This is a genomic window from Pseudomonas sp. DSP3-2-3, from assembly GCF_049898225.1.
Taxonomy (GTDB): domain Bacteria; phylum Pseudomonadota; class Gammaproteobacteria; order Pseudomonadales; family Pseudomonadaceae; genus Aquipseudomonas.
Map to the genome: position 1 here is coordinate 1 of NZ_JAFCXH010000036.1, position 25,162 is coordinate 25,162.

The window sequence follows — 25,162 nt, forward strand, 5'->3', positions numbered from 1 at the left end:
ATCGGCGCATTTGGTGAAGGGGTGGGACGAAGTCTCCAACGGTCTGTACTGGTATGAGTCAGAAGCTAGGCTTTTAGTCCCACCCACCCCTTCAAGTCTAAACATACAAGCGAGGCTTGTGTGGGAGCGAGCTTGCTCGCGAAGAGGCAGATACATCCTCAATATTTATAGAGGCTGTTTTACTGCATTCGCGAGCAAGCTCGCTCCCACCAAGCTCGTTCCTACGGGCTAGCGGTTTACGCCGCCACAAACTGCTCGGCGTAGTGGCAGGCAACCTGGCGGTTATCTACCAGACGCAAGGCCGGTTCGTCGGTGGCGCACAGCTCGGTCGCATACGGGCAGCGCTTGTGGAAGGCGCAGCCGGTGGGCGGGTTGAGCGGGTTGGGCAGCTCGCCGATGATCTTGATCTTGGGTTTCAGCGGATCAGGATGAATCGTCGGAGTCGCCGACAGCAGCGCCTGGGTGTACGGGTGCAGCGGACGGTTGTAGATCTCCTCTTTCGGGCCCATTTCCGCAGGGCGGCCCAGATACATCACCAATACCGTGTCGGCAACGTGACGCACCACTGACAGGTTGTGGGAGATGAACACGTAGGCCGTGTTGAATTCCTGCTGCAGATCCATGAACAGGTTCAGCACCTGCGCCTGAATCGACACGTCCAGCGCCGAGGTTGGTTCGTCCGCCACCAGTACTTTTGGCTGCAACATCATCGCCCGAGCCAGCGCGATACGCTGACGCTGACCACCGGAGAACATGTGCGGGTAACGATGGTAATGCTCAGGGCGCAAGCCGACCTGAGCCATCATCGCCTGCACTTTCTCGCGGCGTTCCTTGGCGGAAAGCGTGGTGTTGATCAGCAACGGCTCGCCCAGCTGATCGCCGATCTTCTGCCGAGGATTCAACGACGCATACGGGCTCTGGAAAACCATCTGCACGTCTTTGCGCAATTGCTTGCGTTGCTCCTTGGTCGCGCCGGTGACTTCGTTGCCGGCGATTTTCAGCGAGCCCGATGAAGGCTCTTCGATCAGCGTCAGGGCGCGGGCCAGGGTCGACTTGCCGCAGCCGGATTCACCGACCACTGCCAGCGTCTTGCCAGCTTCCAGCTCGAACGAAACCCCGTTGAGGGCGCGCACCAGCGCGTGACCCTTGAACAGGCCGCGGGATACTTCGTAGTGACGGGTGAGGTCACGGGCGGTTAAGACGACGCTCATTACGCCACCTCCTGATTCAGGGGATAGAAGCAACGGGCCAGGCTATGGGCTTTCGGGTCCAGGCCAGGGCGTTGGGTCCGGCAGTTGTCCTGCACGTACGGGCAGCGCGGCGAAAGCAGGCAGCCTTGCGGGCGGTCATAACGGCCGGGAACCATGCCCGGCAGGGTCGCCAGACGTTCGGCGCCCATGCTGTGTTCCGGAATCGCCGCCAGCAGTGCTTCGCTGTACGGATGCGCCGGGACGTCGAACAGGCCGGGAACGTTGCCGACTTCCACCGCCTGACCGGCATACATCACGCAGACGCGCTGGGCGGTTTCGGCGACGACGGCCAGGTCGTGGGTAATCAGCACCAGGGCCATGTCCTGCTCTTTTTGCAGGCTCAGCAACAAGTCCATGATCTGCGCCTGAATCGTCACGTCCAACGCGGTGGTCGGTTCGTCAGCGATGAGCAGCTTCGGTTCGCCAGCAATCGCCATGGCAATCGCCACGCGTTGGCTCATGCCGCCGGACAGTTGGTGCGGGTAGGCATTCAGGCGCGCAGCGGCGCCGGGGATTTCTACCTTTTCCAGCAGTTCAAGGGCACGTTGACGTGCGGCCTTGCCGGACATGTTCAAGTGTTGACGCAGAACTTCTTCGATCTGGAAGCCCACGGTATAGCTGGGGTTCAGAGCGGTCATCGGGTCCTGGAACACCATCGCCATGTCTTTGCCGATGATCTTGCGACGCTGGCGTGAATTGAGCTGCAGCAGCTCCTTGCCGTCGAAGTTCAGCGAGTCGGCAGTGACGACGCCGGGGTGATCGATCAGGCCCATCAGCGCCATCATGGTCACGGATTTACCGGAACCCGATTCGCCAACAATGGCCAGGACTTCGCCTTTCTCGACGCTGATGGACAAGCCGTCGACAACCGGCACCGCCGTCGCGTCGCCGAAGCGGACGTTGAGATTCTTGATTTCTAGAAGTGACATGCGAATCTCCTCAGGCGGCATTTTTGAGTTTCGGGTCCAGCGCATCGCGCAGCCCGTCGCCCATCAGGTTGATTGCCAGCACGCTGAGCAAAATGGTCAGGCCAGGCAGACTTACCACCCACCAGGCGCGTTCGATGTAATCCCGGGCCGAAGCGAGCATGGTGCCCCACTCAGGCGTCGGCGGTTGTACGCCCAGACCGAGGAAGCCCAGCGCAGCGGCATCGAGAATCGCCGAGGAGAAACTCAAGGTCGCCTGCACGATCAGCGGCGCCATGCAGTTGGGCAGCACGGTGATGAACATCAGGCGTGGCAGGGTTGCACCCGCCAGACGTGCGGCGGTCACGTAGTCGCGATTCAGCTCGCCCATCACCGCAGCGCGGGTCAGACGAACATAAGAAGGCAGCGACACGATGGCGATAGCGATCACGGTGTTGATCAGGCCAGGGCCGAGGATCGCGACGATGGCCACAGCCAGCAGCAGCGAGGGCAGGGCGAGCATGATGTCCATTAGACGCATGATCGACGGGCCAAGGATGCGCGGGAAGAAGCCCGCCAGCAGGCCCATGAAAATGCCCGGAATCAACGACATCACAACCGATGACAGGCCGATCAGCAGCGACAGGCGCGAACCCTGGATCAGACGCGAGAGCAGATCGCGACCCAGTTCGTCGGTACCGAGCAGGAACTGCCATTGGCCGCCTTCGAGCCAGACCGGCGGGGTCAGCAGGAAGTCGCGGTATTGCTCGCTTGGATCATGTGGCGCGACCCACGGCGCGAACAGTGCGCAGAACACAATCAGGATCATGAACATCAGGCCGGCAACGGCGCCTTTGTTCTTGGCGAATGCTTGCCAGAATTCTTTGTACGGCGAGGGGTAGAGCAGGCTTTGATCGACTGCTACCGCTGGAGTAGTGGTGGTCATAGGAATGATCTCAGCGCTGATGACGAATGCGTGGGTTGGCAAAGCCGTAGAGGATGTCCACCACGAAGTTGACCAGGATCACCAGGCAGGCGATCAGCAGGATGCCGTTCTGCACGACAGGATAGTCCCGCGCGCCGATGGCTTCGATCAGCCACTTGCCGATACCCGGCCAGGAGAAGATCGTTTCGGTCAGTACCGCACCGGCCAGCAGTGTGCCGACTTGCAGGCCGAACACGGTCAGCACCGGAATCAGCGCGTTACGCAGGCCGTGGACGAATACCACGCGCGCCGGCGACAGGCCTTTGGCCCGGGCAGTACGCACGTAGTCTTCACGCAGCACTTCGAGCATCGAGGAGCGGGTCATCCGGGCGATAACGGCCAGCGGAATGGTCCCCAGCACGATGGCCGGCAGAATCAGGTGATGCAAGGCATCGAGAAACGCGCCTTCTTCATTGCTGAGCAAGGTGTCGATCAGCATGAAGCCGGTTCTTGGCGGAATGTCATACAGCAGGTCGATACGCCCGGAAACCGGGGTCCAGCCTAAGGTGACCGAGAAGAACATGATCAGGATCAGGCCCCACCAGAAGATCGGCATCGAGTATCCCGCCAGGGAGATACCCATCACCCCATGGTCGAACAGGGACCCTCGCTTCAACGCCGCGATGACCCCGGCCAGCAAGCCGAGAATGCCTGCAAAGATCAGAGCCGCCAGCGACAGTTCCAGAGTTGCCGGGAACAGTGCGGTGAACTCGGTCCAGACGCTGGTCCGTGTACGCAACGATTCGCCGAGATCGCCTTGAGCGAGCTTGCCGACGTAATCGATGTATTGCGCATAAAGCGGCTTGTTGAGACCAAGACGTTCCATGGCTTGGGCGTGCATTTCCGGATCGACCCGGCGTTCACCCATCATGACTTCGACCGGATCGCCAGGAATCAGGCGAATCAGGGCGAAGGTCAGCAAGGTGATGCCGAAGAAGGTGGGTATCAGCAACCCCACTCGGCGGGCAATAAAACTAAACATCTTCTCGTGTACCTCATCGGCCGGTTAGGCGTGTTCCGGCGGGTCTCGGGTTATGAGCCCGCCGGATTATTCTTCTACTTCACCCTGGTAGTGGCGAAGTTGTTATTGGTCAGCGGGCTGATTTGATAGCCCTCGACGTTCTTGCGCATTGCAGTAAACAGTTTCGGATACGCCAGGCTTATCCATGGCAGGTCCTTGCGAGCGATTTGCTGCGCTTGCTCGTACAACGCGGCGCGTTCTGCGGGAACGGTCTTTTCCCGCGCCTTGGAAATCGCTTCCTCAAATGCCTTGTTACACCAGCGCGCGTAATTTTCACCATTACTGGCCGCAGCGCAACTCAGGTTTGGCGTCAGGAAGTTATCCGGGTCGCCGTTGTCGCCTGCCCAGCCTGCAAACACCATGTCATGTTCGCCACCTTTGGCGCGTTTGAGCATCTCGCCCCATTCCAGCACCCGCAGATTGAGCTTGATCCCGACCTTGGCCAGGTCCGCCTGCATCATTTGCGCGCCCAGTGCCGGATTCGGGTTGGTCACCGCACCGCCATTGCGCAGGAACAGACTGAATTCGTAGCCATCCGGTACGCCTGCTTCTTTGAGCAATGCCCGTGCCTTCTCCAGATCATGCGGTGGATTCTGAATATCGGTGGCATAACCCAACAGTGTAGGCGGATAAGGGTTTACGCCTTCAGTTGCCTTGCCTTCGCCGAACAACGCCCGGATATAAGCCTTTTTGTCGAAAGCCAGGTTGATCGCTTCACGCACACGTACATCGCTGAGGTATTTATGTGTGGTATTGATCGCGATGTAACTGGTCATCATGGCTTCCATCTCGTCGATCTTGAGATTGGGGTCAGCTTTGATGCTGGTGATATCGTCCGGCTTTGGATAAAGCGCGACCTGGCATTCGTTCGCCTTGAGCTTCTGCAGACGGACATTGCTGTCCAGCGTAATGGCGAAAATCAGCGCTTCGCTGGGCACCACACCCTTCCAGTAATCAGGGTTGGCTTTATATCGGACTTGGGCATCCTTGGCATAGCGGGTCAGGATGAACGGCCCGGTGCCAATGGGTTTGCTGTTCAGTTCAGCGGTCTTGCCGGCCTTGAGCAGCTGGTCGGCGTATTCGGCCGAATAGATCGAAGTGAACGGCATCGCCAGATCGCGCAGGAACGGCGACTCCGGACGCGTCAGAGTGAACCTGACGGTGTAGTCGTCGAGTTTTTCAATGTTTTTCAGCAGGTCATTGAAGCCCATGCTTTCAAAATACGGGAAGCCGGTGAGGGATTTCGCATGCCACGGATGCTTGGGGTCCAGCTGGCGCTGAAAGCTCCACAGCACATCGTCGGCGTTCATTTCCCGGGTCGGCTTGAAGTAATCGGTGGTCTGGAACTTGACGCCCTTGCGCAGGTGGAAGGTATACGTCAGGCCGTCTTCACTGATGTCCCAGCTTTCGGCCAGATTCGGTTCGGTGTCCGTGGTGCCGGGCTTGAACGCGACCAGCTTGTCGAAGAGGGTTTCTGCCGTGGCATCGGCGGTAACCGCTGTCGTGTACTGAACGATATCAAAGCCTTCGGGGCTGGCTTCGGTGCAGACCACCAGCGGTTTTGCCGAGACGCCGACCGCGACGCTGAACAGTGCCAGAGCAATCGAGTTGCGTAGTGATAACAGTTTCAATAGGAACCCTCCATTAAGGTGACGCCTGTGAGCCGGACGTGCGCTGGGCGCCCGTCCGGCTTTGCCGATGCCGCTTACAGGATGTTGAATGGAATGGTGGTGACCAGACGGAACTCGTTCAGGCTGCCATCAGCCTGGAATTCACTGGCGCGGTGCGTGGTGTAGGTCGCGCGCACTGCTGTGGCCTTGAGTGGGCCGTCTTGTACCGTATAAGAAGTGCCGACGCCATATTCGTAGTGTTTTTCGCCGTCCATGCTCTTCACGTCATAGGCAGTACCCTTGTAATGGGTACCGTCGATGCCCCAGCCGCGCGCCTGGTAAACGTTGAACTTCAGGCCCGGCACGCCGTATTCGGCCATGTTCAGCACGTAGCCGATCTGCAGGGATTTCTCGTTCGGGCCGTTGAAGTCCGAGAGCAGGGAGTTGGCCAGGAAGATGGCGTTGGTTTCGTGGGCGTAGTCGAAGTATTCGTCGCCTTCGACTTCCTGATACGCGAGCGTCAGGCTGTGCGCCTGGTGGGTCGCGGTGAACGACAGGCTGTAAGTGTCGTTGTCGATCGGGCCGAGTTTGCGCTGGCCGGCATCCTTGGTCTTGTAGTAGTTCAGGTTGGTGCTCAGGCCCAGTACATCGGTGTCACCCAGCTCGTGGGTGAAGGCGAAGTAGTATTGGTGCCAGAAGTCTTCAACGTTCGAGGCGTAGAAACTGGTGGTCAGGCTCTCGAACGGTTTGTAGTCAACACCGGCCATGTCGATGCGATCGGCAAAGGCGGTGGTGCTGGCGTATTCGGAGCGGAACTTGGTCAGGCTCTGTTCGGTACGTGGCGAAACGCGGTCGAAGCTACCGGCCTGGAACGACAGGTTGTTGAACTCGTCGCTCTTGAGGGCAAAACCGTTGAAGCTCGATGGCAGCGCACGGTTGCCGATGTAGGCGATGACTGGCGTGTTAACCGACTGGCGGCCGCCGGTCAGGGTGGTGTTGGAGATCCGCGCCTTGACGTTGGCCAGGCCCATTTTGCTCCACTGACCCACGGCGTCGCCGTCGTTTTCGGTCAAGGTACGGTTCGAGCCGCCAGCCATGTCCTTACGATCACGATCCAGGGCAATGGCGTTGTACAGCGCCATTTCGGTGCTGAAACCTACGGTGCCCTGGGTGAAACCCGAGGTGTAATTGACGATGGTCCCTTGGGCCCAGTTGATCCGGCGCGAGGTTGGCGTCGGCGTGTCGCCGCCTTTGCGGTACGAGAAGCTCGTGTCGCGACGTGCCAGCTCGTTGGCGTACCAGTTGCGCGTGGTGCCGGTCAGGTGCTGGTCTTCGAAAAAGCCGTTGGCTTCTCCCTGTGCGCTTTTCGAGCTGAGCTCGGTGGGCACGAATGCCTGGCTGGTTGACTCTGCCTGAACCATTGCGCTCAAGGTGGCGATGGATAAGGCGAATGCAGCGGTGTTGACTTTCTTCACGGTAACGCTCCCTTTACTGCTCTTATTAACGCCAGTTTTTATGGTCTGGCTTGACGGCACCGGACTTGTGGCCCGGCTTTTTTTATCGAAAACATGAATCTCTGGAACAGCGGAGCGCGCCGCCTGCGATAAAGGCAGCGAGCTCCAGATGGATCAGCGTGGTTATTCGGCGATGCTGACGCCGGAGAAGTTGTTGCGACCGAACGGACTGACGTGGAAACCCTGAACTTCAGCGCGCAATGGCTGATTGACCGTTGAATGCGCAATCGGCGTGATCGGCACCTGCTGTTTCAGGTACTGCTGGGCCTGTTTGTACAGGTCGATGCGCTGGGCTTTGTCGGCGGTGGCAACGGCGGCCTTGACCAGGGCGTCGTATTTCTCGTCGCACCACATCGAGTAGTTATTGCCGCCAATCGACGCGCAGCTGTACAGCGTGCCGAGCCAGTTGTCCGGGTCACCGTTGTCGCCGGTCCAGCCAATCAGCGAAATATCGTGTTCGCCGTTTTTGGTGCGCTTGAGGTATTCGCCCCATTCGTAGCTGACAATCTTGACCTTGATGCCGACCTTGGCCCAATCGGCCTGGAGCATTTCAGCCATCAGCTTGGCGTTCGGGTTGTACGGACGCTGGACCGGCATGGCCCAGAGGGTCAGCTCGGTGCCTTCCTTGACGCCTGCAGCGCGCAGCAGCTCCTTGGCTTTTTCCGGGTTGTAGCCCGCGTCCTTGATGGTGTCGTCGTAAGACCATTGGGTCGGCGGCATGGCATTGACAGCCAGCTGGCCTGCGCCCTGGTAAACGGCGTTGATGATGGCCTTTTTGTTCACGGCCATGTCCAGCGCCTGACGCACTTCCAGCTTGCCCAGCGGTTCATGACGCACGTTGTAGGAGATGTAACCGAGGTTGAAACCAGCCTCCTCGACGACCTTCAGTTGCTTGTCTTCCTTGAGGGCCTGAACATCAGCGGGACGCGGGTTGAGCGTCACCTGGCATTCATTCTTCTTGAGCTTTTGCAGGCGCACCGACGCGTCGGTATTGATCGCGAAAATCAGCTGGTCGATCTTGACCCGGCTCGGGTCCCAGAACTCTTTGTTGCCCTTGTAACGTATCTGCGAATCTTTCTGATACCGCTGAAATACGAACGGGCCAGTGCCGATCGGCTGCTGGTTGATATCGCGCATGTTGCCGGCAGCGAGCAATTGATCGGCATATTCGGCGGACAGAATCGACGCGAAGTTCATCGCTACGTTCTGGATAAAGGCGGCATCGACCTTGTTGAGGCTGAAGACCACGGTCAGCGGACCGGTTTTCTCCACTGACTTGATGTTCTTGTTCAGGCCCATGCTGCTGAAATACGGAAATTCGGTCGGGTAAGCAACGCGAAACGGATGATCAGGTTTGAGCATGCGGTTGAAGGTGAACAGTACGTCGTCCGCATTGAAATCGCGGCTCGGTTTGAAAGCGGCATTGCTATGGAACTTCACCCCTTCGCGCAGGTGAAAGGTGTACGTCAGGCCGTCTTGCGAGACGTCCCACCTGGTTGCCAGCGCCGGAACCACGCCGGTGCCGCCTTGTTCGAATTCGGTGAGCCGGTTGTAGATCGGCTCGGCTGCGTCGTTGTCTGTGCCCGAAGTGTATTGGGCAATGTCGAAACCGGCGGGACTGCCTTCAGAGCAGAACACCAGGCTGCTGGCGGCCTGGGCAAAGGGTGCGCTGGCCAAACCAAGGCCGAACACTGACGCCATGACGATATTTTTATTCATGATGCTCCTTGTCCTTCAACGAGTGAGCAACGAACGCGGGACGAAGCGAAATCGTCCATCGTTAATCGCTGACAAAAGGAAACCTCCAATCCGGAATTCTTCCTGATTGTTTTTATAGGGGTAATGGCAATTACTGCCGGCGTCGAAGGTATGTCGGTCGGCCAATACAGTAAATGGAAATTATGCAGACGCAGTTCGTAGGAATAAGTCGTCTATAAAGTAGGAAATTTCCATAGAGGAACAAATTGCCACTTGTCGAATAACTTTCTGCTTGCGGGTAACAAACGTAATTGCGCCACAGTAGTGGCGCAATTACATCATTGTTACTTGCCGCTAACGCTTACGCCGTAGAAGGAGTTAAGACCAAACGGGCTGATCTTGAAGTCCTGAACGGAGGTACGCATAGGCTGGTAAACCGTCGAGTGCGCGATAGGCGTCATCGGCACGGCTTCCTTGAGGAGGTGTTGCGCCTGTTTGTACAGTTCGGTGCGCTTGGCCTGGTCCGGGGTTTCCTTGGCCTGGTGGATCAAGGTATCGAACGGCTTGTCACACCATTTGGCGAAGTTGTTGCCGTTGACGGCATCACAGCCAAACAGGGTGCCGAGCCAGTTGTCCGGGTCACCGTTGTCGCCGCTCCAGCCAATCAGCATTGCGCCGTTTTCGCCGGCCTTGGCGCGCTTGATGTACTCGCCCCACTCATAGCTGACGATCTTGGCGTTGATACCGATCTTCTTCCAGTCGGACTGGAGCATTTCGGCCATCAACTTGGCGTTCGGGTTGTAGGGACGCTGAACCGGCATCGCCCACAGGGTGATCTCGGTGCCTTCCTTGACGCCCGCCTGCTTGAGCAGTGCCTTGGCTTTTTCGACATCAAACGGAGCATCTTTGATGGTGGTGTCGTACGACCATTGGGTCGGCGGCATGGCGTTGACGGCCAGTTGGCCCGCGCCCTGATACACCGCATCGATGATGCCTTGCTTGTTCACGGCCATGTCCAGCGCCTGGCGTACTTCTTTGATGGCCAGAGGGTTCGGCTTGTCGTCGCCCTTGATCTTGTCCATCGTGTTGTAGGCGATGTAACCCAGGTTGAAGCCTGCCTGATCCGGCATCTTCAGGTCTTTGTCAGCCTTGAGTGGCGCGAGGTCGGCTGGACGTGGGTAGGCCGTGATCTGGCATTCGCCTTTCTTCAGCTTTTGCGCACGTACCGAAGCGTCGGTGGTGATGGCGAAGATCAGGTTGTCGATCTTCACGTCTTCAGGCTTCCAGTAATCCTTGTTGCCGGTGTAGCGGATGTTGGAGTCTTTCTGGTAGCTCTTGAACACGAACGGACCAGTGCCGATCGGCTTCTGGTTGATGTCCGCAGCCTTGCCTTCCTTGAGCAGTTGCGCAGCATATTCAGCAGACTGAATCGAGGCAAAGCTCATCGCCATATTCTGGATGAACGCGGCATCAACGGTCTTGAGGACAAACTTGACCGTGTGATCGTCGACTTTTTCGATCTTGGCGATGTTGGTGTCCATGGCCATGTCGGTGAAGTACGGGAATTCGGTCGGGTACGCTTTGCGGTACGGCATATCCTTGTCGATCATGCGATTGAACGTGAACAGCACGTCATCGGCATTGAACTCGCGGGTAGGCTTGAAGTACGGCGTGGTGTGGAACTTGACGCCTTCACGCAAATGGAAGGTGTAGGTCAGCACGTCGGGAGAGATATCCCAGCTGGTGGCCAGACCTGGCACAACTGCGGTACCGCCACGTTCGAACTGGCTCAAACGGTTGAAAATGGTCTCTGCCGCTGCGTCGAAATCAGTACCAGTGGTGTACTGGCCTGGGTCGAAACCGGCCGGGCTGCCTTCGGAGCAGAACACAAGGTTCGATGCTGCCTGGGCGAAAGGAGCTGCAGCGAGCAAACCTGCGCTGAGTAGAAACGGAATGACCGCTTGTTTGAGCATGGTGGCCTCAGTTGTTGTCATTTTTTAAGAGAGGATCTGACCTTGTGGGCTAGACCTTGGGGATAGTTATGCAGGGGCCATACCCAAAGCAAGATCCTGACGTCTAAGAAGACACAATGTGTGGCACGAGCGTACACGAATGTCGCAAAAGTATAACTATTGGCGCATTTGATCGTTTGCGCGTCGCAATCGGGAATGTTTTACGCACCAACTGCGCGCAACCGAACGTGGTGAATGCACCCGGTTAGCGCGCGAGTGTTACCAATATTTTGGATTGGTCCGCTTTATTGGCTCAGGCTGACCCCGTAAAACGGCGTCAGGCCGAACGGGCTCAATTTGAAGTTCTGGACTTCCTTGCGCATCGGCTGGAAGACCTTGGAGTTGGCAATCGGCGTGATCGGCACCTGGGCCTTGAGAATGTGCTGGGCCTGTTGGTAAAGCTTGATTCGCTCATCGCGATTAGTAGTCAGCTTGGCCTGTTGCACGAGTTTGTCGTAGGCCGGATCACACCATTTGGCGTAGTTGCTGCCCTTGACCGCCGCACAGCTGTACAACACGCCGAGCCAGTTGTCCGGGTCGCCGTTGTCACCGGTCCAGCCGTAGATCATCACGTCGTGCTCGCCAGCCTTGGCGCGCTTGATGTACTCGCCCCATTCATAACTGACGATGTTGGCCTTGATGCCGATCTTCGACCAGTCGGCCTGTATCATCTGCGCCGACATGCGCGCGTTGGGGTTCGACGCACGCTGGACGGTCATGGCCCACAGGTTGATCTGGGTGCCTGGCGCGATGCCAGCTTCCTTGAGCAGCTGCCTGGCCTTGGTCGGGTCGTATGGCGCGTCCTTGACCGTTGGGTCGTAGCTCCACTGGCCCGGTGGAATGGCGTTCTCGGCCAACTGACCGGCGCTCTGGTAAACCGCCTTGATGATCGCCGGCTTGTCGATGGCCATGTCCAGCGCCTGACGCACCTTGAGTTGATCCAGAGGCGCGTGGGTCACGTTATAAGCCAGGAAGCCCAGGTTGAAACCGGGCTGGCTCAGCACTTTCAGATTCGGATCTTTCTGCATCAGCTCGATGTCTTGCGGACGTGGATAACCGCTGACCTGGCATTCACCGGCCTTGAGCTTTTGCAGGCGTACGGCGGCGTCGCTGTTGATCGAGAAAATCAAGTGATCGAGTTTCACGTCCTCGGGTTTCCAGTACGACTTATTGGCGTCGTAGCGAATCTGCGTGTCCTTCTGGTACCGCTTGAACACGAACGGACCGGTGCCGACGGGCTTCTGGTTGATCTCTTCGGCCTTGCCCTGCTTGAGCAACTGGTCGGCGTATTCGGCGGACTGGATCGAGGCGAAGCTCATCGCCAGGTTCTGCACGAACGCTGCGTCAATGTTGTTCAGATTGAACGTGACGGTCTGGTCGTCGACCTTTGCGACACTCTTGATGGTTTTGTTCATGTCCATGTCGGTGAAATACGGCGACTCGGACGGATAAGCCTTGCGAAAGGGCTGGTTGGCATCCAGCAGCCGATTGAAGGTGAACAGTACGTCGTCGGAGTTGAAGTCCCGGCTTGGCGTGAAGTAATCGGTGGTGTGGAATTTCACACCGGGGCGCAGGTGAAAGGTGTAGGTCAGCCCGTCGCTGGAAACCTCCCAACGAGTTGCCAGCCCTGGCTCGACTTCAGTGCCGCCACGTTTGAATTGAGTCAGGCGATTGAACACTGTTTCGGCGGACGCATCGAAATCCGTGCCGCTGGTGTACTGGCTCGGGTCGAAGCCTGCGGGGCTGGCTTCGGAGCAATACACGAGGGTGCTGGCGGCTTGGGCAAAAGGCGCGCAAGCCAGCAGCGCGGTAGTCAGCAACAGCGGTTTGAATAGCGTCGGTGTCATGGAGTCCTCGCGAAGTGCGGCAATGGCCGTGCCTGAATATCGACAAACGATAGACATCGGATAGTGCCGCACTGTCTGGATTCCTACAAATTTCTTGCTGCGGTGTTGCCGGTTGGCAAGTCCCGAAATGCTACTTGCCTGTAATCAGGTTCCACACATCCGTGATGGATTTGATTTCGAAGAATTTACTCAAAAAACTGCTGCTTTCAGTTTTGAATCTGTCGAGCGCTTTCTCTGCATTTTTCTGCAGTTCTTTATGGAGGTTATCCAGCTCACTTTTGCTGGTTGCACGTTTCACAAGGCCGGGATTGTTTTTCGCCCATTCGCGTACCAGTGCGTCGTGCCAGTCAGTGTCCATGGGATGGGTAAAGTACTGCGCCGCAGTCTCTGCCGGGTCTTGAACTTCAGTTTTTTGATCCCACTGCCCCAGCATCGCCTGACCGACGCTCAGCACGGCATTTTCTGCGAGCAGTGCCGTAAGCTGATGCAGGGGATGTTCGGGATGGTCCTTGGTCAGTTGGGAGTGGGACGGGTCTGTTGAACCACTGGTGTGGGGGTCTTCGCCCAAGCTGGTTTGCACATCGTCAACGCTGTTGCCGAACAGTGTGCTCAGGCCTTGCATGGCGGTGCCGATAGCGTTGCCAACGATTCTGCCTGGCGCACCAATGACATTGAGTATTTGTTCGACTTTGCTGGCAAACGACAGGCTGGCCCATTTATCGCGAGCGCTCAAAAATGTCTCATGGGCGTCATACCATTTGGGATCCGGATGTTCGCTGAGCAGGATCTGAATGATCTGATCACGTTCATACCGTACGCCGGGCTGGGTGACTTCGAACGGTTTGTCGTCTGTGGAGAACAGGATCTTGCCCAGCGGTGCCGCCAGACTGGCGATGATGTCGCTGCCGCCGAACGTGCCGGTCACCATAGGCAAACCATGCTTGCAGTCGGCCTTCGAGGTCCACGGCAGCACGTCGCTATAACCCACTTTCCTCAGGCTGAGTTCGACGAAGTTTGAATGGGCGAAGAAGTCTTCCAGGACATGCAACGCGGAACCGAATGCCCGCAGCCCGTCGGCGGATTCCGGGCCTGCCTGGCGCGCAAGGTTCAGCTCGGCGGTCATGAAATCCACGCCACGTTGCAAATACCGCTTCATCGACGTTTCAGGGTCGACTTGCAGCGAAGCGTCATCGGGCGCGACCCAGTCTTCGAAGTCGGCGTCGATGCTTTGCGGATCGGTGCGTTTGTCGTCGGCGGGTTTGGGGTTATCGAGGTGTTCGCTTGGGCGATAGACGCCGAGACGCTGGGACGTCACCCTGAACTTTTCCCGGTCGCTAGCCATCAGGCCGGTAAACTCCCGGACCGCCAGGATATCGACGATTTTGGTCAAGGCTTCCCGGGACAACACGTCCGGGAAGTTTTTTGGTGTGTCGACAGCGCGGACCAGTTTCGGGTCGAGCAATTGCGAGTAATCCCTCAGCCAGTTGCCGTAATAAATGGCGCGGATCTGAAACGCGGTGAAACCGATTCGGCCAAGCACCGCTTCGATTGAGCCGTGGGTGGATTTTTGCTCTTCGCCTTTTCCGGTTTCGAACCGGGGCGTGACGGAAAGGGGTTCAAAAGGTGTCTTGCTTTGTGCAGCAATTTTTTGCGAAGGATTCATCCGTGATTCCTCTGGAGTGAGCGCAAGTGTGCAGCCGTAGTCGACTGACAGCGACGTGCGCGTAAAAAATGATTTTGGTTGTGACGGGGTGTGAGTTTACGGCCTGAGAAATACGGCGGAATCAGACCGGTCGGCAAAGCTTGTAGGGGAAAGGAACGCAAGTTTGGCGAGGTGTCGGCGGGAGGTACAGGAAATGGCGGCAACCGGAGTTGCCGCCAAGATCAATCAGGGAATGGCGACTTCAATCACACCGTCGGCGGTGACGGTTACCTGGCTGGTGCCGGCTTCGACATCCGGGGTTGGCGCGGCGTCAGAGCGCTCGGCCTTCATCATCATGACCGGTGCGCGCAGATACGGCTGCGGGTAGCCCGAGGTATTGAAGTTCAGGTTGATCACTTTGTAGCCGGTGCCGCCCAGCGCTTCGGTCAACAGCTGCGCACGTGCCCGGAACGCTGTTACCGCATCCTTGAGCAAGGCGTCTTCGCTGGTCTTGCGGGTAGGTTTGGCGATAGAGAAGTCCATGCCACCCATTTTCATGTCGCCGAGCATTTCCCCGGTGAGCTTGGACAGTGCCGCGAAATCGGCGCTTTCCAGACGCAGCTCGGCGCGTTCACGCCAGCCGGTGATCTTCTGCCCTTTGTCGTCATAGACCGGATAACTGCTGCGATTGCCCTGGCGGATCGTCACGCCGCTAACCTGCCGCGCCTGCGCGAGCGCTTTGTTCAGGGTCTCGGTGATTTCAGCAGCGAGTTTGGCCGGATCGGTGTTCTGCGCCTCGCTGTAGAGCGTGACGTTCATCAAGTCACGAGCGACTTCCTGGTCGACTTCGGCACGCACGGAAATCTGGTTGTAATGGACGTCTTCAGCCATGGCTGAAACGCTGGACAGAGCGGCGGCACCAAAGGCGAGGAGGGCGGCAGCAGGACGAAGGCTGAACATGGAAACTTCCTTTTAGCGAATTGTTGGCGAACATGGCCGGTCGAGGAACGGTCGAACGCAAAGCTATCAGACTGTGAAAGCGGGAGCAGGTTCCACCAGGTCGGCTGGTCGTGGGAGCGAGCTTGCTCGCGAAGACATGTTTACAACCACCACATCCCTGGGGGCTGAAACATTGCCTTCGCAAGCAAGCTTGCTCCCACGGATATGTTGCTGCGCAGATGAAACAATCAGGCACTTTTCGCAGTTTTCACCTGTGGCTGGTTATACTCGCTCCGATTCGCCTGGAGCACTCATCAGGAGAGCTCATGCTCGCCCCCGTTCAATTGCTGTCCGCTACTCGCCAGAACCTCTGGCGTCTGACGCTTATCCGCATGCTGGTGCTGGCCGCGCAGGCTGGATCGGTGGGTATTGCCTACCTGTTTCATTTGTTGCCGCTGCCCTGGTTGCAATTGGCGATTACCCTCGGCTTTTCCATGGTCTGGTGTGTCCTGACCGCCGTTCGGCTGCGCACTTCGCTGCCGGTGACCGAGCTGGAATACGCCGTGCAGCTGGCCTTCGATCTGTTGATCCATAGCGCGCTGCTGTACTACTCCGGCGGCTCGACCAACCCGTTTGTTTCTTATTATCTGGTGCCGCTGACCATCGCTGCGGTCACGCTACCGTGGCGTTTTTCGCTGATTCTTTCCGGTATCGCGCTGGCCGCGTACACCTTGCTGCTGGTGCAGTTCTATCCTTTGGACACGTTGCCCATCGCCCGGGAAAACCTGCAGGTTTACGGTATGTGGCTGAGTTTCGCCCTGGCGGCTGCGGTGATCACGTTCTTCGCGGCGAAAATGGCCGAAGAGCTGCGCCGTCAGGAGCAACTGCGCGCCGAGCGCCGTGAGGAGGGGCTGCGCGATCAACAATTGCTCGCCGTGGCGACCCAGGCTGCGGGCGCGGCGCATGAGTTGGGCACGCCGTTGTCGACCATGAGCGTGCTGCTTAAAGAGATGCGCCAGGATCATCACGATCCGGCGTTGCAGGAAGATCTTGCCGTGCTGCAAGAGCAGGTCAAGCAATGCAAGCTGACGTTGCAGCAACTGGTCCGCGCCTCGGAGAACAATCGGCGTCTGGCGGTGGAAAAACAGGCGGTGACGCACTGGCTGGATGAAGCCCTCAATCGCTGGCACCTGATGCGCCCGGAAGCCAGTTATCGTTTTCTGTTGCTGGGCACCGATACAGCGCCCATGCTTGCGCCGCCGCCGGACTTGACCCAGGCGTTACTCAACCTGCTGAATAACGCCGCCGACGCTTGTCCGGAAGGGCTGGAAGTCAGTCTGGGATGGGACACCGAGGAAATCTGCATCAGTATTCGCGACCACGGTGCCGGGGTGCCGCTGGCCATTGCCGAACAAATCGGCAAACCTTTCTTTACCACCAAGGGCAAAGGCTTCGGCCTGGGCCTTTTCCTGAGCAAAGCCAGCGTGACCCGCGCGGGCGGCTCGGTAAAACTCTACAGTCATGAAGAAGGCGGTACGCTCACTGAGCTGCGTCTGCCCCGTGATGCCCGAGGAGAAGTAGATGAGTGACGAAATCCAGGTTGAAGGCGAAGAGCTGCCGCATCTGTTGCTGGTTGACGATGATGCGACCTTTACCCGCGTGATGGCGCGAGCCATGAGCCGTCGCGGCTTTCGCGTGAGCACCGCAGGTTCCGCCGAAGAAGGCCTGGCCCTGGCGCAGGCGGACATTCCCGAGTTTGCCGCGCTGGACTTGAAGATGGACGGCGATTCCGGCCTGGTTCTGCTGCCCAAGCTGCTGGAGCTGGACCCGGACATGCGCGTGGTGATCCTCACCGGTTATTCGAGCATTGCCACTGCTGTCGAGGCGATCAAGCGCGGCGCGTGCAATTACCTGTGCAAGCCGGCCGATGCCGACGACGTCCTGGCCTCGCTGCTTTCGCAGCATTCCGATCTGGATACCCTGGTGCCGGAAAACCCGATGTCGGTGGACCGTTTGCAGTGGGAACACATTCAGCGTGTCCTGACCGAGCATGAAGGCAATATTTCGGCCACGGCCCGCGCGCTGGGCATGCATCGACGCACTTTGCAGCGCAAGTTGCAGAAGCGGCCGGTGCGTCGCTGAACCCAAGCACTACCCCATTCAAGGATGATCGTGTCGAGCGTTCAGGTTGACCCCGGACGCTGAACTTCAATTGAAGCCGAGACATCACCCATGAGTCGCAATGCCGAATATTCAACGGTCAATGACAGCGTTGAAGGTGCTTTCTTTTCGCGAGTATGGAAGCTCACGACCCCTTACTGGCGCAGTGAAGAAAAGGGTCTGGCGTGGATTCTGCTGATAGCGGTCATTGCCCTTTCGCTGTTCAGCGTGGCCATTTCGGTGGTGATCAACAGCTGGTATCGCGACTTCTACAACGCGCTGGAAAAGAAAGACCTGGAAGCCTTCACGCAGCAGATTCTGTATTTTTGCGGGATCGCTGCGGTGGGCATTCTGAGTGCGGTTTACCGCCTCTACCTCACGCAAATGCTGACCATTCGCTGGCGGCGCTGGCTGACCGAGCAGCATTTCGCCAAGTGGCTCAGTCACAAGAACTACTACCAGCTGGAGCAGGGCGGTTATACCGATAACCCTGACCAACGCCTGTCCCAGGATCTTGATCAGTTCACCACCAGCACCTTGTCCCTGGGTTTGGGGCTGATGCGCACGGTGGTCAGTCTGGTTTCGTTTTCCATCATCCTGTGGGGCGTTTCCGGCAGCATCGAATTGTTCGGCATCACCATCCCCGGCTATATGTTCTGGGCGGCCCTGGTGTATGCGGTAGTGGGCAGCTGGCTGACGCACCTGATCGGGCGGCGTCTGATCCTGCTCAGCAACCAACAGGAGCGCTACGAAGCTGACCTGCGTTTCGCCCTGGTTCGGGTGCGGGAAAATGCCGAAAGCATTGCGCTTTCCAACGGTGAGCCCAACGAGAATGAGCGCCTGAGTTCACGGTTCGGCATGGTCTGGGGGAATTTCTGGACGATCATGAAGGTGCAGAAGCGCCTGACGTTCTTTACGGCCGGTTATTCGCAGATCGCCATTATCTTCGCCTTTGTTGTTGCTGCGCCGCGTTACTTCGCGGGCAAGATCGAGCTGGGCGGCCTGATGCAGATCAACTCGGCATTCGGCAACGTGCAGGAGAACTTCAGCTGGTTTATCGACGCTTACACCACGCTGGCCTCCTGGCGCGCGACCTGTGATCGTTTGCTGAGTTTCCGTCAGGCCATGGCCCAGAACGAACAGCGCGAACCGGCTTTCGACATCCATCGCGCTGGCGATGCGTTGAGCTTGAAAGGCCTGGGCTTGCAGCTCGGTGCTGATCGGCAATTGCTGACCAATGCCAATCTGAGTATCGCTGCGGGTGAGCGCGTCATGCTCAGCGGGCGGTCCGGCAGCGGCAAAAGTACCTTGCTCAGGGCGTTGGGTGGTTTGTGGAATGACGGTCATGGCCAGTTGATCGTGCCGGCCGAACGCTATCTGTTCTTGCCGCAGAAGCCTTATCTGCCCATCGGCACCTTGCGCGACGCGTTAAGTTATCCACAGGCCAGCGACGTTTACCCTGCCGGACGCTTTGCCGAGATTCTGCAAACCTGCCGCTTGAGCCATCTGATTCCGCGTCTGGATGAAAGCAATCACTGGCAACGCATGTTGTCACCGGGTGAGCAGCAGCGCGTGGCGTTCGCCAGGGCATTGTTGTTCGCGCCGCGCTGGTTGTACCTGGATGAGGCGACCTCGGCCATGGATGAAGAAGACGAGGCGGCGCTGTATCAGGCGCTGATCGATGAACTGCCGGGCGTGACCCTGTTGAGCATTGGCCATCGCAGCAGTCTCAAGCGTTTTCATCGCCGGCACTTGCGCATTGAAGGTGGGCAACTGCTCGAACAGCCGCATCCTGAAGCGGTTGTATAGATATGTTGCAGATCGAGTCGTTTTTACGCATGTGATCGTACAACGTCGTGAGCTATCATTGTTTCCTTAACTGCCCTGAGATTGATGTTGGATATGGAAAATCAAAGCGCTCCGCCTCGCGCCCGCAGAAAGCACCGCAGCCTGGCGCAAGAGCTGGTCACTGAATTGTCTGAGCGAATTCGCAGCGGACAGCTCAAGCGTGGGGACAAATTGCCGACCGAGTCGGCGATCATGGAAGAGCAGGGCGTCAGCCGCACGGTGGTGCGCGAAGCGATTTCGCGCCTGCAGGCCTCGGGGCTGGTTGAAACCCGGCATGGCATCGGCACCTTTGTGCTGGATACGCCAAGCCCGAGCGGTTTCCGTATCGACCCGGCGACTATTGTCACCTTGCGTGATGTGCTGGCGATTCTCGAATTGCGGATCAGTCTGGAAGTGGAATCTGCCGGTCTGGCTGCGCAACGTCGTACCGACGAGCAGTTGCTGGCCATGCGTCAGGCGCTGGATGCGCTGACTGAAAGCGCCGCACATGCCAGCGATGCCGTGGCGTCGGACTTTCAGTTCCACCTGCAAATCGCGCTTTCCACGGGCAACCGCTATTTCACCGACATCATGACCCACCTGGGTACCAGCATTATTCCGCGGACGCGCTTGAACTCGGCACGTCTGGCTCATGACGATCAACAGCACTACATGAATCGTCTCAGCCGGGAACACGAAGAGATTTACGACGCCATCGCTCGCCAGGACTCGGACGCCGCCCGCGCCGCCATGCGCCTGCACCTGACCAACAGCCGCGAACGCTTGCGCCACGCCCATGAAGAGGCAGAATCGCAGCGGGCTTGAGATTGCGAGAAGGTTAACTCGCCGGTCGGCATCTCGTAGGAGCCAGCTTGTTGGCGAGGCGTTGGGCCAGGTGATACGGCTGACGCTCCGAATGGGTACCTGTTGGAGATTCTATGTCTGAGGGCAACCGCCAGGCGCCGCAGATGTATTGTCTGAACCGACGCCTTCCCGGCTAAAGCCGGTCCCACTGGATCGCGCTGGTTTTGTGGGACCGGATTTATCCGGGAAGACGGCATTCCACTAGACGCAAATGCATCGGCTTTATGTCCTATCGCGAACGTTGCGTAGATCCGTTGGAGGCTTGCCCGCGAAGAGGCCGGTACGTCTTGCGAAGCTTCAAACCAGAACCAATGCGTTCGCGGGCAAGCCTCGCTCCAACGGGACTATCGGCGCGGGCTCCCAGCCAATGACGTCGTACGACTTTCGTTCTATATCCAATCTCGCCAAGCCCCATTCCTGCGGGCTTTGTCCTATGGATAATGACCGCCGACGCAAATATCTCCAAATCCCTGTTGAGTCATCTTATTTTCAGTTGTACGATGACTTACGACATCAGCACAGGACTGATGATCCATTCACTTTTTTTTGCTTCCCAGGGTGTTCGAATAATGAATCCACAAGAACTGAAGTCCATCCTTTCCCACGGTCTGCTGTCCTTCCCGGTTACCGATTTCAATGCTCAGGGCGACTTCCATCGCGCTGGCTACATTAAACGTCTTGAGTGGTTGGCCCCTTACGGTGCCAGCGCTTTGTTCGCTGCCGGCGGTACAGGTGAGTTCTTCTCCCTGGCAGCCAGCGAATACTCCGAAGTGATCAAGACTGCGGTCGATACTTGCGCTACCAGCGTGCCGATTCTTGCCGGTGTCGGCGGTTCAACCCGCCAGGCTATCGAATACGCGCAAGAAGCCGAGCGTCTGGGTGCCAAGGGCCTGTTGTTGCTGCCGCACTATCTGACTGAAGCCAGCCAGGACGGCGTTGCCGCCCACGTTGAAGCTGTGTGCAAATCGGTCAAGATCGGCGTTATCGTCTACAACCGTAACGTTTGCCGCCTGACTGCTCCGCTGCTGGAACAGCTGGCCGAGCGTTGCCCGAATCTGATCGGTTATAAAGATGGCCTGGGCGATATCGAACTGATGGTTTCGATCCGCCGTCGCCTCGGCGATCGCTTCTCGTACCTGGGCGGTTTGCCGACCGCTGAAGTCTACGCCGCTGCCTACAAGGCGCTGGGCGTACCGGTTTACTCGTCTGCGGTATTCAACTTCGTACCGAAACTGGCGATGGACTTCTACCACGCTATCGCCAAGGAAGATCACGTTGCCGTTGGCAAAATGATCGACGACTTCTTCCTGCCATACCTGGACATTCGTAACCGTAAATCCGGTTATGCCGTGAGCATCGTCAAGGCAGGCGCCAAAATCGCTGGCTATGACGCAGGTCCGGTGCGGACCCCTCTGACTGACCTGACTGGCGAAGAGTATGAAATGCTCGCCGCCCTGATGGACAAGCAAGGTAAGCAGTAACAAATCCACAGGTAACTAACCGCTGAGCGATCAGCGGTTTTTTGCCCTTGGGTGTTTGCCAGCAGCAAGGATCGTAAGGACGCGTTTGTACTGTAGGTAGGACGATTCGCCGTGAGCGATATCGCCTAAGGGGCCGGCAGGCGTTAGCAACACATAAAAAAACAGTTTCACCCGCGTAAAAAAAATAATTAGTGGGAGTTCACACACATGCTAAAAACCAAGCCGACTCACGTCCGCTATTTGATCCTGTTCATGCTGTTCCTGGTGACCACGATCAACTACGCCGACCGCGCTACCATCGCTATCGCCGGTTCCAGCCTGCAAAAAAGTCTCGGAATCGACGCCGTAACACTCGGTTTTATCTTCTCTGCGTTCGGCTGGGCTTACGTGGCCGGTCAGATCCCTGGCGGCTGGCTGCTTGACCGCTTCGGTTCGAAGAAAGTCTATGCCCTGAGCATTTTCACCTGGTCGCTGTTCACCGTGCTGCAAGGCTATGTCGGTGAGTTCGGTGTCTCTACTGCAATCGTCCTGCTATTCCTGCTGCGTTTCATGGTGGGTCTGGCCGAAGCGCCATCCTTCCCGGGCAACGCGCGCATCGTGGCAGCCTGGTTCCCGACCGCTGAACGCGGCACGGCATCCGCCATCTTCAACTCCGCGCAATACTTTGCCACTGTGCTGTTCGCCCCGCTAATGGGCTGGATCGTCTACACCTACGGCTGGCAGCATGTGTTCATCGTGATGGGTTCCATCGGCATCGTGTTCTCGGTGATCTGGATGAAAGTCATCTACAGCCCGCGCGAACACCCACGCATCAACAAGGAAGAGTTCGATCACATCGCCAACAACGGCGGCATGGTCGATATGGATCAGGACAAAGGCAAAGGCAGCAGTTCCGGCCCGAAATGGGATTACATCCGTCAATTGCTGACCAACCGCATGATGCTCGGCATCTACCTGAGCCAATACTGCATTAACGGCATCACTTACTTCTTCCTGACCTGGTTCCCGGTGTACCTGGTTCAGGAACGCGGCATGACCATCCTCAAGGCCGGTATCATCGCGTCCTTGCCAGCAATCTGCGGCTTTATCGGCGGCGTGTTGGGCGGGATCATTTCCGACTACCTGCTGCGCAAGGGCCATTCTCTGACCTTCGCTCGCAAGGCGCCAATCATTGGTGGCCTGCTGCTGTCGACCTCCATCGTTGCGTGTAACTATGTCGACATCGAATGGATGGTCGTGGGCTTCATGGCACTGGCGTTCTTCGGTAAAGGTGTGGGCGCATTGGGTTGGGCGGTCATGTCCGATGCCTCGCCGAAACAGATTGCCGGTTTGAGCGGCGGCCTGTTCAACACCTTCGGTAACATCGCATCGATCACTACCCCAATCGTGATTGGCTACATCATCAGCACCACTGGTTCGTTCAAATGGGCTCTGGTGTTCGTGGGTGCCAACGCCGTCGTGGCAGTGTTCAGCTACATCTTCATCGTGGGAGAGATCAAACGCGTTGAATTGAAAGAGCCTCCAACCAAGGGGCCACTGATTGGCGAAAACGCCAGCGACCTTTCTCAAGCTAAATCCTGAGGAAACCGTGATGAACCTGATTCAACATGCCGATTCGCCACGTTACATCCGGCTCCATGAGCTGGATAACGTGGTCGTGGTGGTCAACGACCAGGGTGTGCCAGCCGGCACTGAGTTCGACAATGGCCTGGTGACCATCGACAACGTACCGCAGAGCCACAAGGTCAATACTGTCGATATCGCCGAGGGCGAGCCGATTATCCGTTACGGGCATACCATTGGTTATGCCTTGCAGCCGATTCCACGGGGCAGTTGGGTCAGGGAAGATCAGTTGCGCATGCCTTCAGCGCCCGCGCTGGACAGCTTGCCGATGTCTGACGCGGTGCCGCAACAGCAGGCGCCGCTGGAAGGTTTTACCTTCGAGGGTTATCGCAACGCCGACGGTACCGTCGGCACGCGCAACATTCTCGGCATCACCACCACCGTGCAGTGCGTGACCGGTGTGCTGGACCATGCGGTCAAGCGCATCCGTGACGAGCTTCTGCCCAAATACCCGAACGTCGATGACGTGGTGGCCCTGACTCACAGCTACGGCTGCGGTGTCGCCATCACCGCCACCGACGCGTACATCCCGATTCGTACTGTGCGCAACCTTGCGCGCAATCCGAACCTGGGTGGCGAAGCGTTGGTCATCAGCCTGGGCTGCGAGAAATTGCAGGCCGGACAGGTGATGCACGAGGGTGACAGCTCGGTGGATCTCACTGATCCATGGCTGTATCGCCTGCAGGATTCCAGTCACGGCTTCAACGAAATGATCGAGCAGATCATGGAACTGGCCGAGACCCGCCTGAAGAAACTCGACCTGCGCCGTCGCGAAACCGTGCCGGCCTCCGAGTTGATTCTGGGCATGCAGTGCGGCGGCAGCGATGCGTTTTCCGGCATCACCGCCAACCCTGCCCTGGGCTACGCCTCGGACCTGCTGCTGCGTGCCGGTGCGACGGTGATGTTTTCCGAAGTCACCGAAGTGCGTGACGCGATCTACTTGCTCACCGCTCGCGCCGAGTCGCAGGAAGTGGCTGAAGAACTGGTTCGCGAAATGGACTGGTACGACCGTTACCTGGCCAAGGGCGAAGCGGATCGCAGCGCCAACACCACGCCGGGTAACAAGAAGGGCGGGCTGTCGAATATCGTCGAGAAATCCCTGGGATCCATCGTCAAATCCGGCAGCAGCGCGATCAACGGGGTGCTTGGCCCTGGCGAACGCTTCAAGCGCAAAGGCCTGATTTTCTGCGCAACGCCGGCCAGTGATTTCGTCTGCGGCACCTTGCAACTGGCGGCCGGGATGAACCTGCATGTGTTCACCACCGGGCGCGGCACGCCTTACGGTCTGGCCATGGCGCCGGTGGTCAAGGTTTCGACCCGTACTGAGCTCGCTCAGCGCTGGCCGGACCTGATCGATATCGACGCAGGCCGCATCGCCACGGGCCGTGCGAGCATCGAAGACCTCGGCTGGGAGCTGTTCCACTTCTATCTGGATGTGGCCAGCGGCAAAAAGAAAACCTGGACCGAGCACTATCGTTTGCACAACGACATTACTCTGTTCAATCCTGCGCCGATTACTTGATTGGTTGCTTCCCGCCTTTGGAACGCGGTCACGCGAACTTTGTGGGAGCAAGCTTGCTTGCGAAGACGATAGGTCGGGCCGCAAAGCTCTGTCGGACACACCGGCCTCTTCGCGAGCAAGCTCGCTCCCACGGGATGAACCGTAGTCCACCCGTGGGACCGGATTTATCCGGGAAGACGTAGGTGCTGGCGATGAAGATTTGTATCGTTTGCGCCGGCCTCTTCGCGAGCAAGCTCGCTCCCACGGGATGAACCGTATTCCA

18 protein-coding genes are annotated in these 25,162 nt (G+C 58.0%); 7 read left to right on the forward strand and 11 right to left on the reverse strand.

Going from position 1 to position 25,162, the window contains the following annotated elements:
- Positions 1–236: 236 nt before the first annotated feature.
- The 11 genes from ACP7E4_RS26755 to ACP7E4_RS26805 all read right to left on the reverse strand — a co-directional run bounded on the left by ACP7E4_RS26755 (position 237) and on the right by ACP7E4_RS26805 (position 15,444).
- Positions 237–1,211: a peptide ABC transporter ATP-binding protein gene (locus ACP7E4_RS26755; protein ID WP_426118829.1), complete on the reverse strand. Its 975-nt coding sequence runs from the start codon at positions 1,209–1,211 to the stop codon at positions 237–239.
- On the reverse strand, positions 1,211–2,179 hold the full coding sequence (locus tag ACP7E4_RS26760) for an ABC transporter ATP-binding protein (protein WP_020293116.1): 969 nt from the start codon (positions 2,177–2,179) through the stop codon (positions 1,211–1,213). The genes ACP7E4_RS26755 and ACP7E4_RS26760 overlap by 1 nt, the downstream gene beginning before the upstream one ends.
- 10 nt (positions 2,180–2,189) lie before the next feature.
- Positions 2,190–3,101, reverse strand: coding sequence for an ABC transporter permease subunit (locus tag ACP7E4_RS26765; protein WP_020293117.1), 912 nt, complete (start codon positions 3,099–3,101; stop codon positions 2,190–2,192).
- A gap of 10 nt (positions 3,102–3,111) precedes the next feature.
- Complete coding sequence (locus ACP7E4_RS26770; RefSeq protein WP_426118827.1) at positions 3,112–4,122, reverse strand: ABC transporter permease subunit; 1,011 nt, start codon at positions 4,120–4,122, stop codon at positions 3,112–3,114.
- A gap of 74 nt (positions 4,123–4,196) precedes the next feature.
- Positions 4,197–5,792 carry an ABC transporter substrate-binding protein gene (locus ACP7E4_RS26775; protein WP_426118825.1) on the reverse strand — a complete coding sequence of 532 codons (1,596 nt, stop codon included), beginning with the start codon at positions 5,790–5,792 and terminating at the stop codon, positions 4,197–4,199.
- A 74-nt stretch (positions 5,793–5,866) separates the two neighbouring features.
- Positions 5,867–7,246 (reverse strand): OprD family porin, encoded by a 1,380-nt coding sequence (locus tag ACP7E4_RS26780; protein ID WP_426118823.1) that lies wholly within the window; start codon positions 7,244–7,246, stop codon positions 5,867–5,869.
- Between the two features lie 162 nt (positions 7,247–7,408).
- On the reverse strand, positions 7,409–8,986 hold the full coding sequence (locus ACP7E4_RS26785; RefSeq protein ID WP_426118830.1) for an ABC transporter substrate-binding protein: 1,578 nt from the start codon (positions 8,984–8,986) through the stop codon (positions 7,409–7,411).
- Positions 8,987–9,327: 341 nt separating this feature from the next.
- Complete coding sequence (locus ACP7E4_RS26790; RefSeq protein ID WP_426118821.1) at positions 9,328–10,956, reverse strand: ABC transporter substrate-binding protein; 1,629 nt, start codon at positions 10,954–10,956, stop codon at positions 9,328–9,330.
- Positions 10,957–11,240: 284 nt separating this feature from the next.
- Positions 11,241–12,842, reverse strand: coding sequence for an ABC transporter substrate-binding protein (locus tag ACP7E4_RS26795; protein WP_426118820.1), 1,602 nt, complete (start codon positions 12,840–12,842; stop codon positions 11,241–11,243).
- A gap of 130 nt (positions 12,843–12,972) precedes the next feature.
- Positions 12,973–14,505, reverse strand: coding sequence for an HET-C-related protein (locus ACP7E4_RS26800; protein ID WP_426118819.1), 1,533 nt, complete (start codon positions 14,503–14,505; stop codon positions 12,973–12,975).
- 225 nt (positions 14,506–14,730) lie between these two features.
- Positions 14,731–15,444 (reverse strand): SIMPL domain-containing protein, encoded by a 714-nt coding sequence (locus ACP7E4_RS26805; RefSeq protein WP_426118817.1) that lies wholly within the window; start codon positions 15,442–15,444, stop codon positions 14,731–14,733.
- Positions 15,445–15,749: 305 nt separating this feature from the next.
- Here ACP7E4_RS26805 and ACP7E4_RS26810 point away from each other — a divergent pair, with 305 nt between their 5' ends.
- The 7 genes from ACP7E4_RS26810 (at position 15,750) to garD (ending at position 24,900) form a co-directional block, all read left to right on the forward strand.
- Positions 15,750–17,012 carry an ATP-binding protein gene (locus ACP7E4_RS26810; protein ID WP_426118816.1) on the forward strand — a complete coding sequence of 421 codons (1,263 nt, stop codon included), beginning with the start codon at positions 15,750–15,752 and terminating at the stop codon, positions 17,010–17,012.
- Entirely contained in the window at positions 17,005–17,565 is a 561-nt protein-coding gene (locus ACP7E4_RS26815; protein WP_020293127.1) for a response regulator transcription factor, read from the forward strand. The genes ACP7E4_RS26810 and ACP7E4_RS26815 overlap by 8 nt, the downstream gene beginning before the upstream one ends.
- Before the next feature lie 90 nt (positions 17,566–17,655).
- Positions 17,656–19,392: an ABC transporter ATP-binding protein/permease gene (locus ACP7E4_RS26820; RefSeq protein WP_426118814.1), complete on the forward strand. Its 1,737-nt coding sequence runs from the start codon at positions 17,656–17,658 to the stop codon at positions 19,390–19,392.
- 93 nt (positions 19,393–19,485) lie between these two features.
- Complete coding sequence (locus ACP7E4_RS26825) at positions 19,486–20,235, forward strand: FadR/GntR family transcriptional regulator (RefSeq protein ID WP_426118813.1); 750 nt, start codon at positions 19,486–19,488, stop codon at positions 20,233–20,235.
- A 608-nt stretch (positions 20,236–20,843) separates the two neighbouring features.
- Positions 20,844–21,755, forward strand: coding sequence for a 5-dehydro-4-deoxyglucarate dehydratase (gene kdgD / locus ACP7E4_RS26830; protein ID WP_426118812.1), 912 nt, complete (start codon positions 20,844–20,846; stop codon positions 21,753–21,755).
- Positions 21,756–21,962: 207 nt separating this feature from the next.
- Positions 21,963–23,336, forward strand: coding sequence for an MFS transporter (locus tag ACP7E4_RS26835; protein WP_426118811.1), 1,374 nt, complete (start codon positions 21,963–21,965; stop codon positions 23,334–23,336).
- 10 nt (positions 23,337–23,346) lie between these two features.
- The gene (gene garD, locus ACP7E4_RS26840; protein WP_426118810.1) at positions 23,347–24,900 is read left to right on the forward strand and encodes a galactarate dehydratase; all 1,554 of its coding nucleotides are present in this window, start codon (positions 23,347–23,349) and stop codon (positions 24,898–24,900) included.
- Positions 24,901–25,162: the final 262 nt, after the last annotated feature.

Excerpts from the sequence above, each read along its gene's own strand:
- ACP7E4_RS26760 (WP_020293116.1), bottom strand. The coding sequence starts at position 2,179 with ATGTCACTTCTAGAAATCAAGAATCTCAACGTCCGCTTCGGCGACGCG.
- ACP7E4_RS26815 (WP_020293127.1), top strand. The coding sequence starts at position 17,005 with ATGAGTGACGAAATCCAGGTTGAAGGCGAAGAGCTGCCGCATCTGTTG.
- ACP7E4_RS26755 (WP_426118829.1), bottom strand. The coding sequence starts at position 1,211 with ATGAGCGTCGTCTTAACCGCCCGTGACCTCACCCGTCACTACGAAGTA.
- ACP7E4_RS26770 (WP_426118827.1), bottom strand. The coding sequence starts at position 4,122 with ATGTTTAGTTTTATTGCCCGCCGAGTGGGGTTGCTGATACCCACCTTC.
- kdgD (WP_426118812.1), top strand. The coding sequence starts at position 20,844 with ATGAATCCACAAGAACTGAAGTCCATCCTTTCCCACGGTCTGCTGTCC.
- ACP7E4_RS26810 (WP_426118816.1), top strand. The coding sequence starts at position 15,750 with ATGCTCGCCCCCGTTCAATTGCTGTCCGCTACTCGCCAGAACCTCTGG.
- ACP7E4_RS26765 (WP_020293117.1), bottom strand. The coding sequence starts at position 3,101 with ATGACCACCACTACTCCAGCGGTAGCAGTCGATCAAAGCCTGCTCTAC.
- ACP7E4_RS26785 (WP_426118830.1), bottom strand. The coding sequence starts at position 8,986 with ATGGCGTCAGTGTTCGGCCTTGGTTTGGCCAGCGCACCCTTTGCCCAG.
- ACP7E4_RS26820 (WP_426118814.1), top strand. The coding sequence starts at position 17,656 with ATGAGTCGCAATGCCGAATATTCAACGGTCAATGACAGCGTTGAAGGT.
- ACP7E4_RS26795 (WP_426118820.1), bottom strand. The coding sequence starts at position 12,842 with ATGACACCGACGCTATTCAAACCGCTGTTGCTGACTACCGCGCTGCTG.
- ACP7E4_RS26790 (WP_426118821.1), bottom strand. The coding sequence starts at position 10,956 with ATGCTCAAACAAGCGGTCATTCCGTTTCTACTCAGCGCAGGTTTGCTC.
- ACP7E4_RS26825 (WP_426118813.1), top strand. The coding sequence starts at position 19,486 with ATGGAAAATCAAAGCGCTCCGCCTCGCGCCCGCAGAAAGCACCGCAGC.
- ACP7E4_RS26800 (WP_426118819.1), bottom strand. The coding sequence starts at position 14,505 with ATGAATCCTTCGCAAAAAATTGCTGCACAAAGCAAGACACCTTTTGAA.
- ACP7E4_RS26835 (WP_426118811.1), top strand. The coding sequence starts at position 21,963 with ATGCTAAAAACCAAGCCGACTCACGTCCGCTATTTGATCCTGTTCATG.
- ACP7E4_RS26805 (WP_426118817.1), bottom strand. The coding sequence starts at position 15,444 with ATGTTCAGCCTTCGTCCTGCTGCCGCCCTCCTCGCCTTTGGTGCCGCC.
- garD (WP_426118810.1), top strand. The coding sequence starts at position 23,347 with ATGAACCTGATTCAACATGCCGATTCGCCACGTTACATCCGGCTCCAT.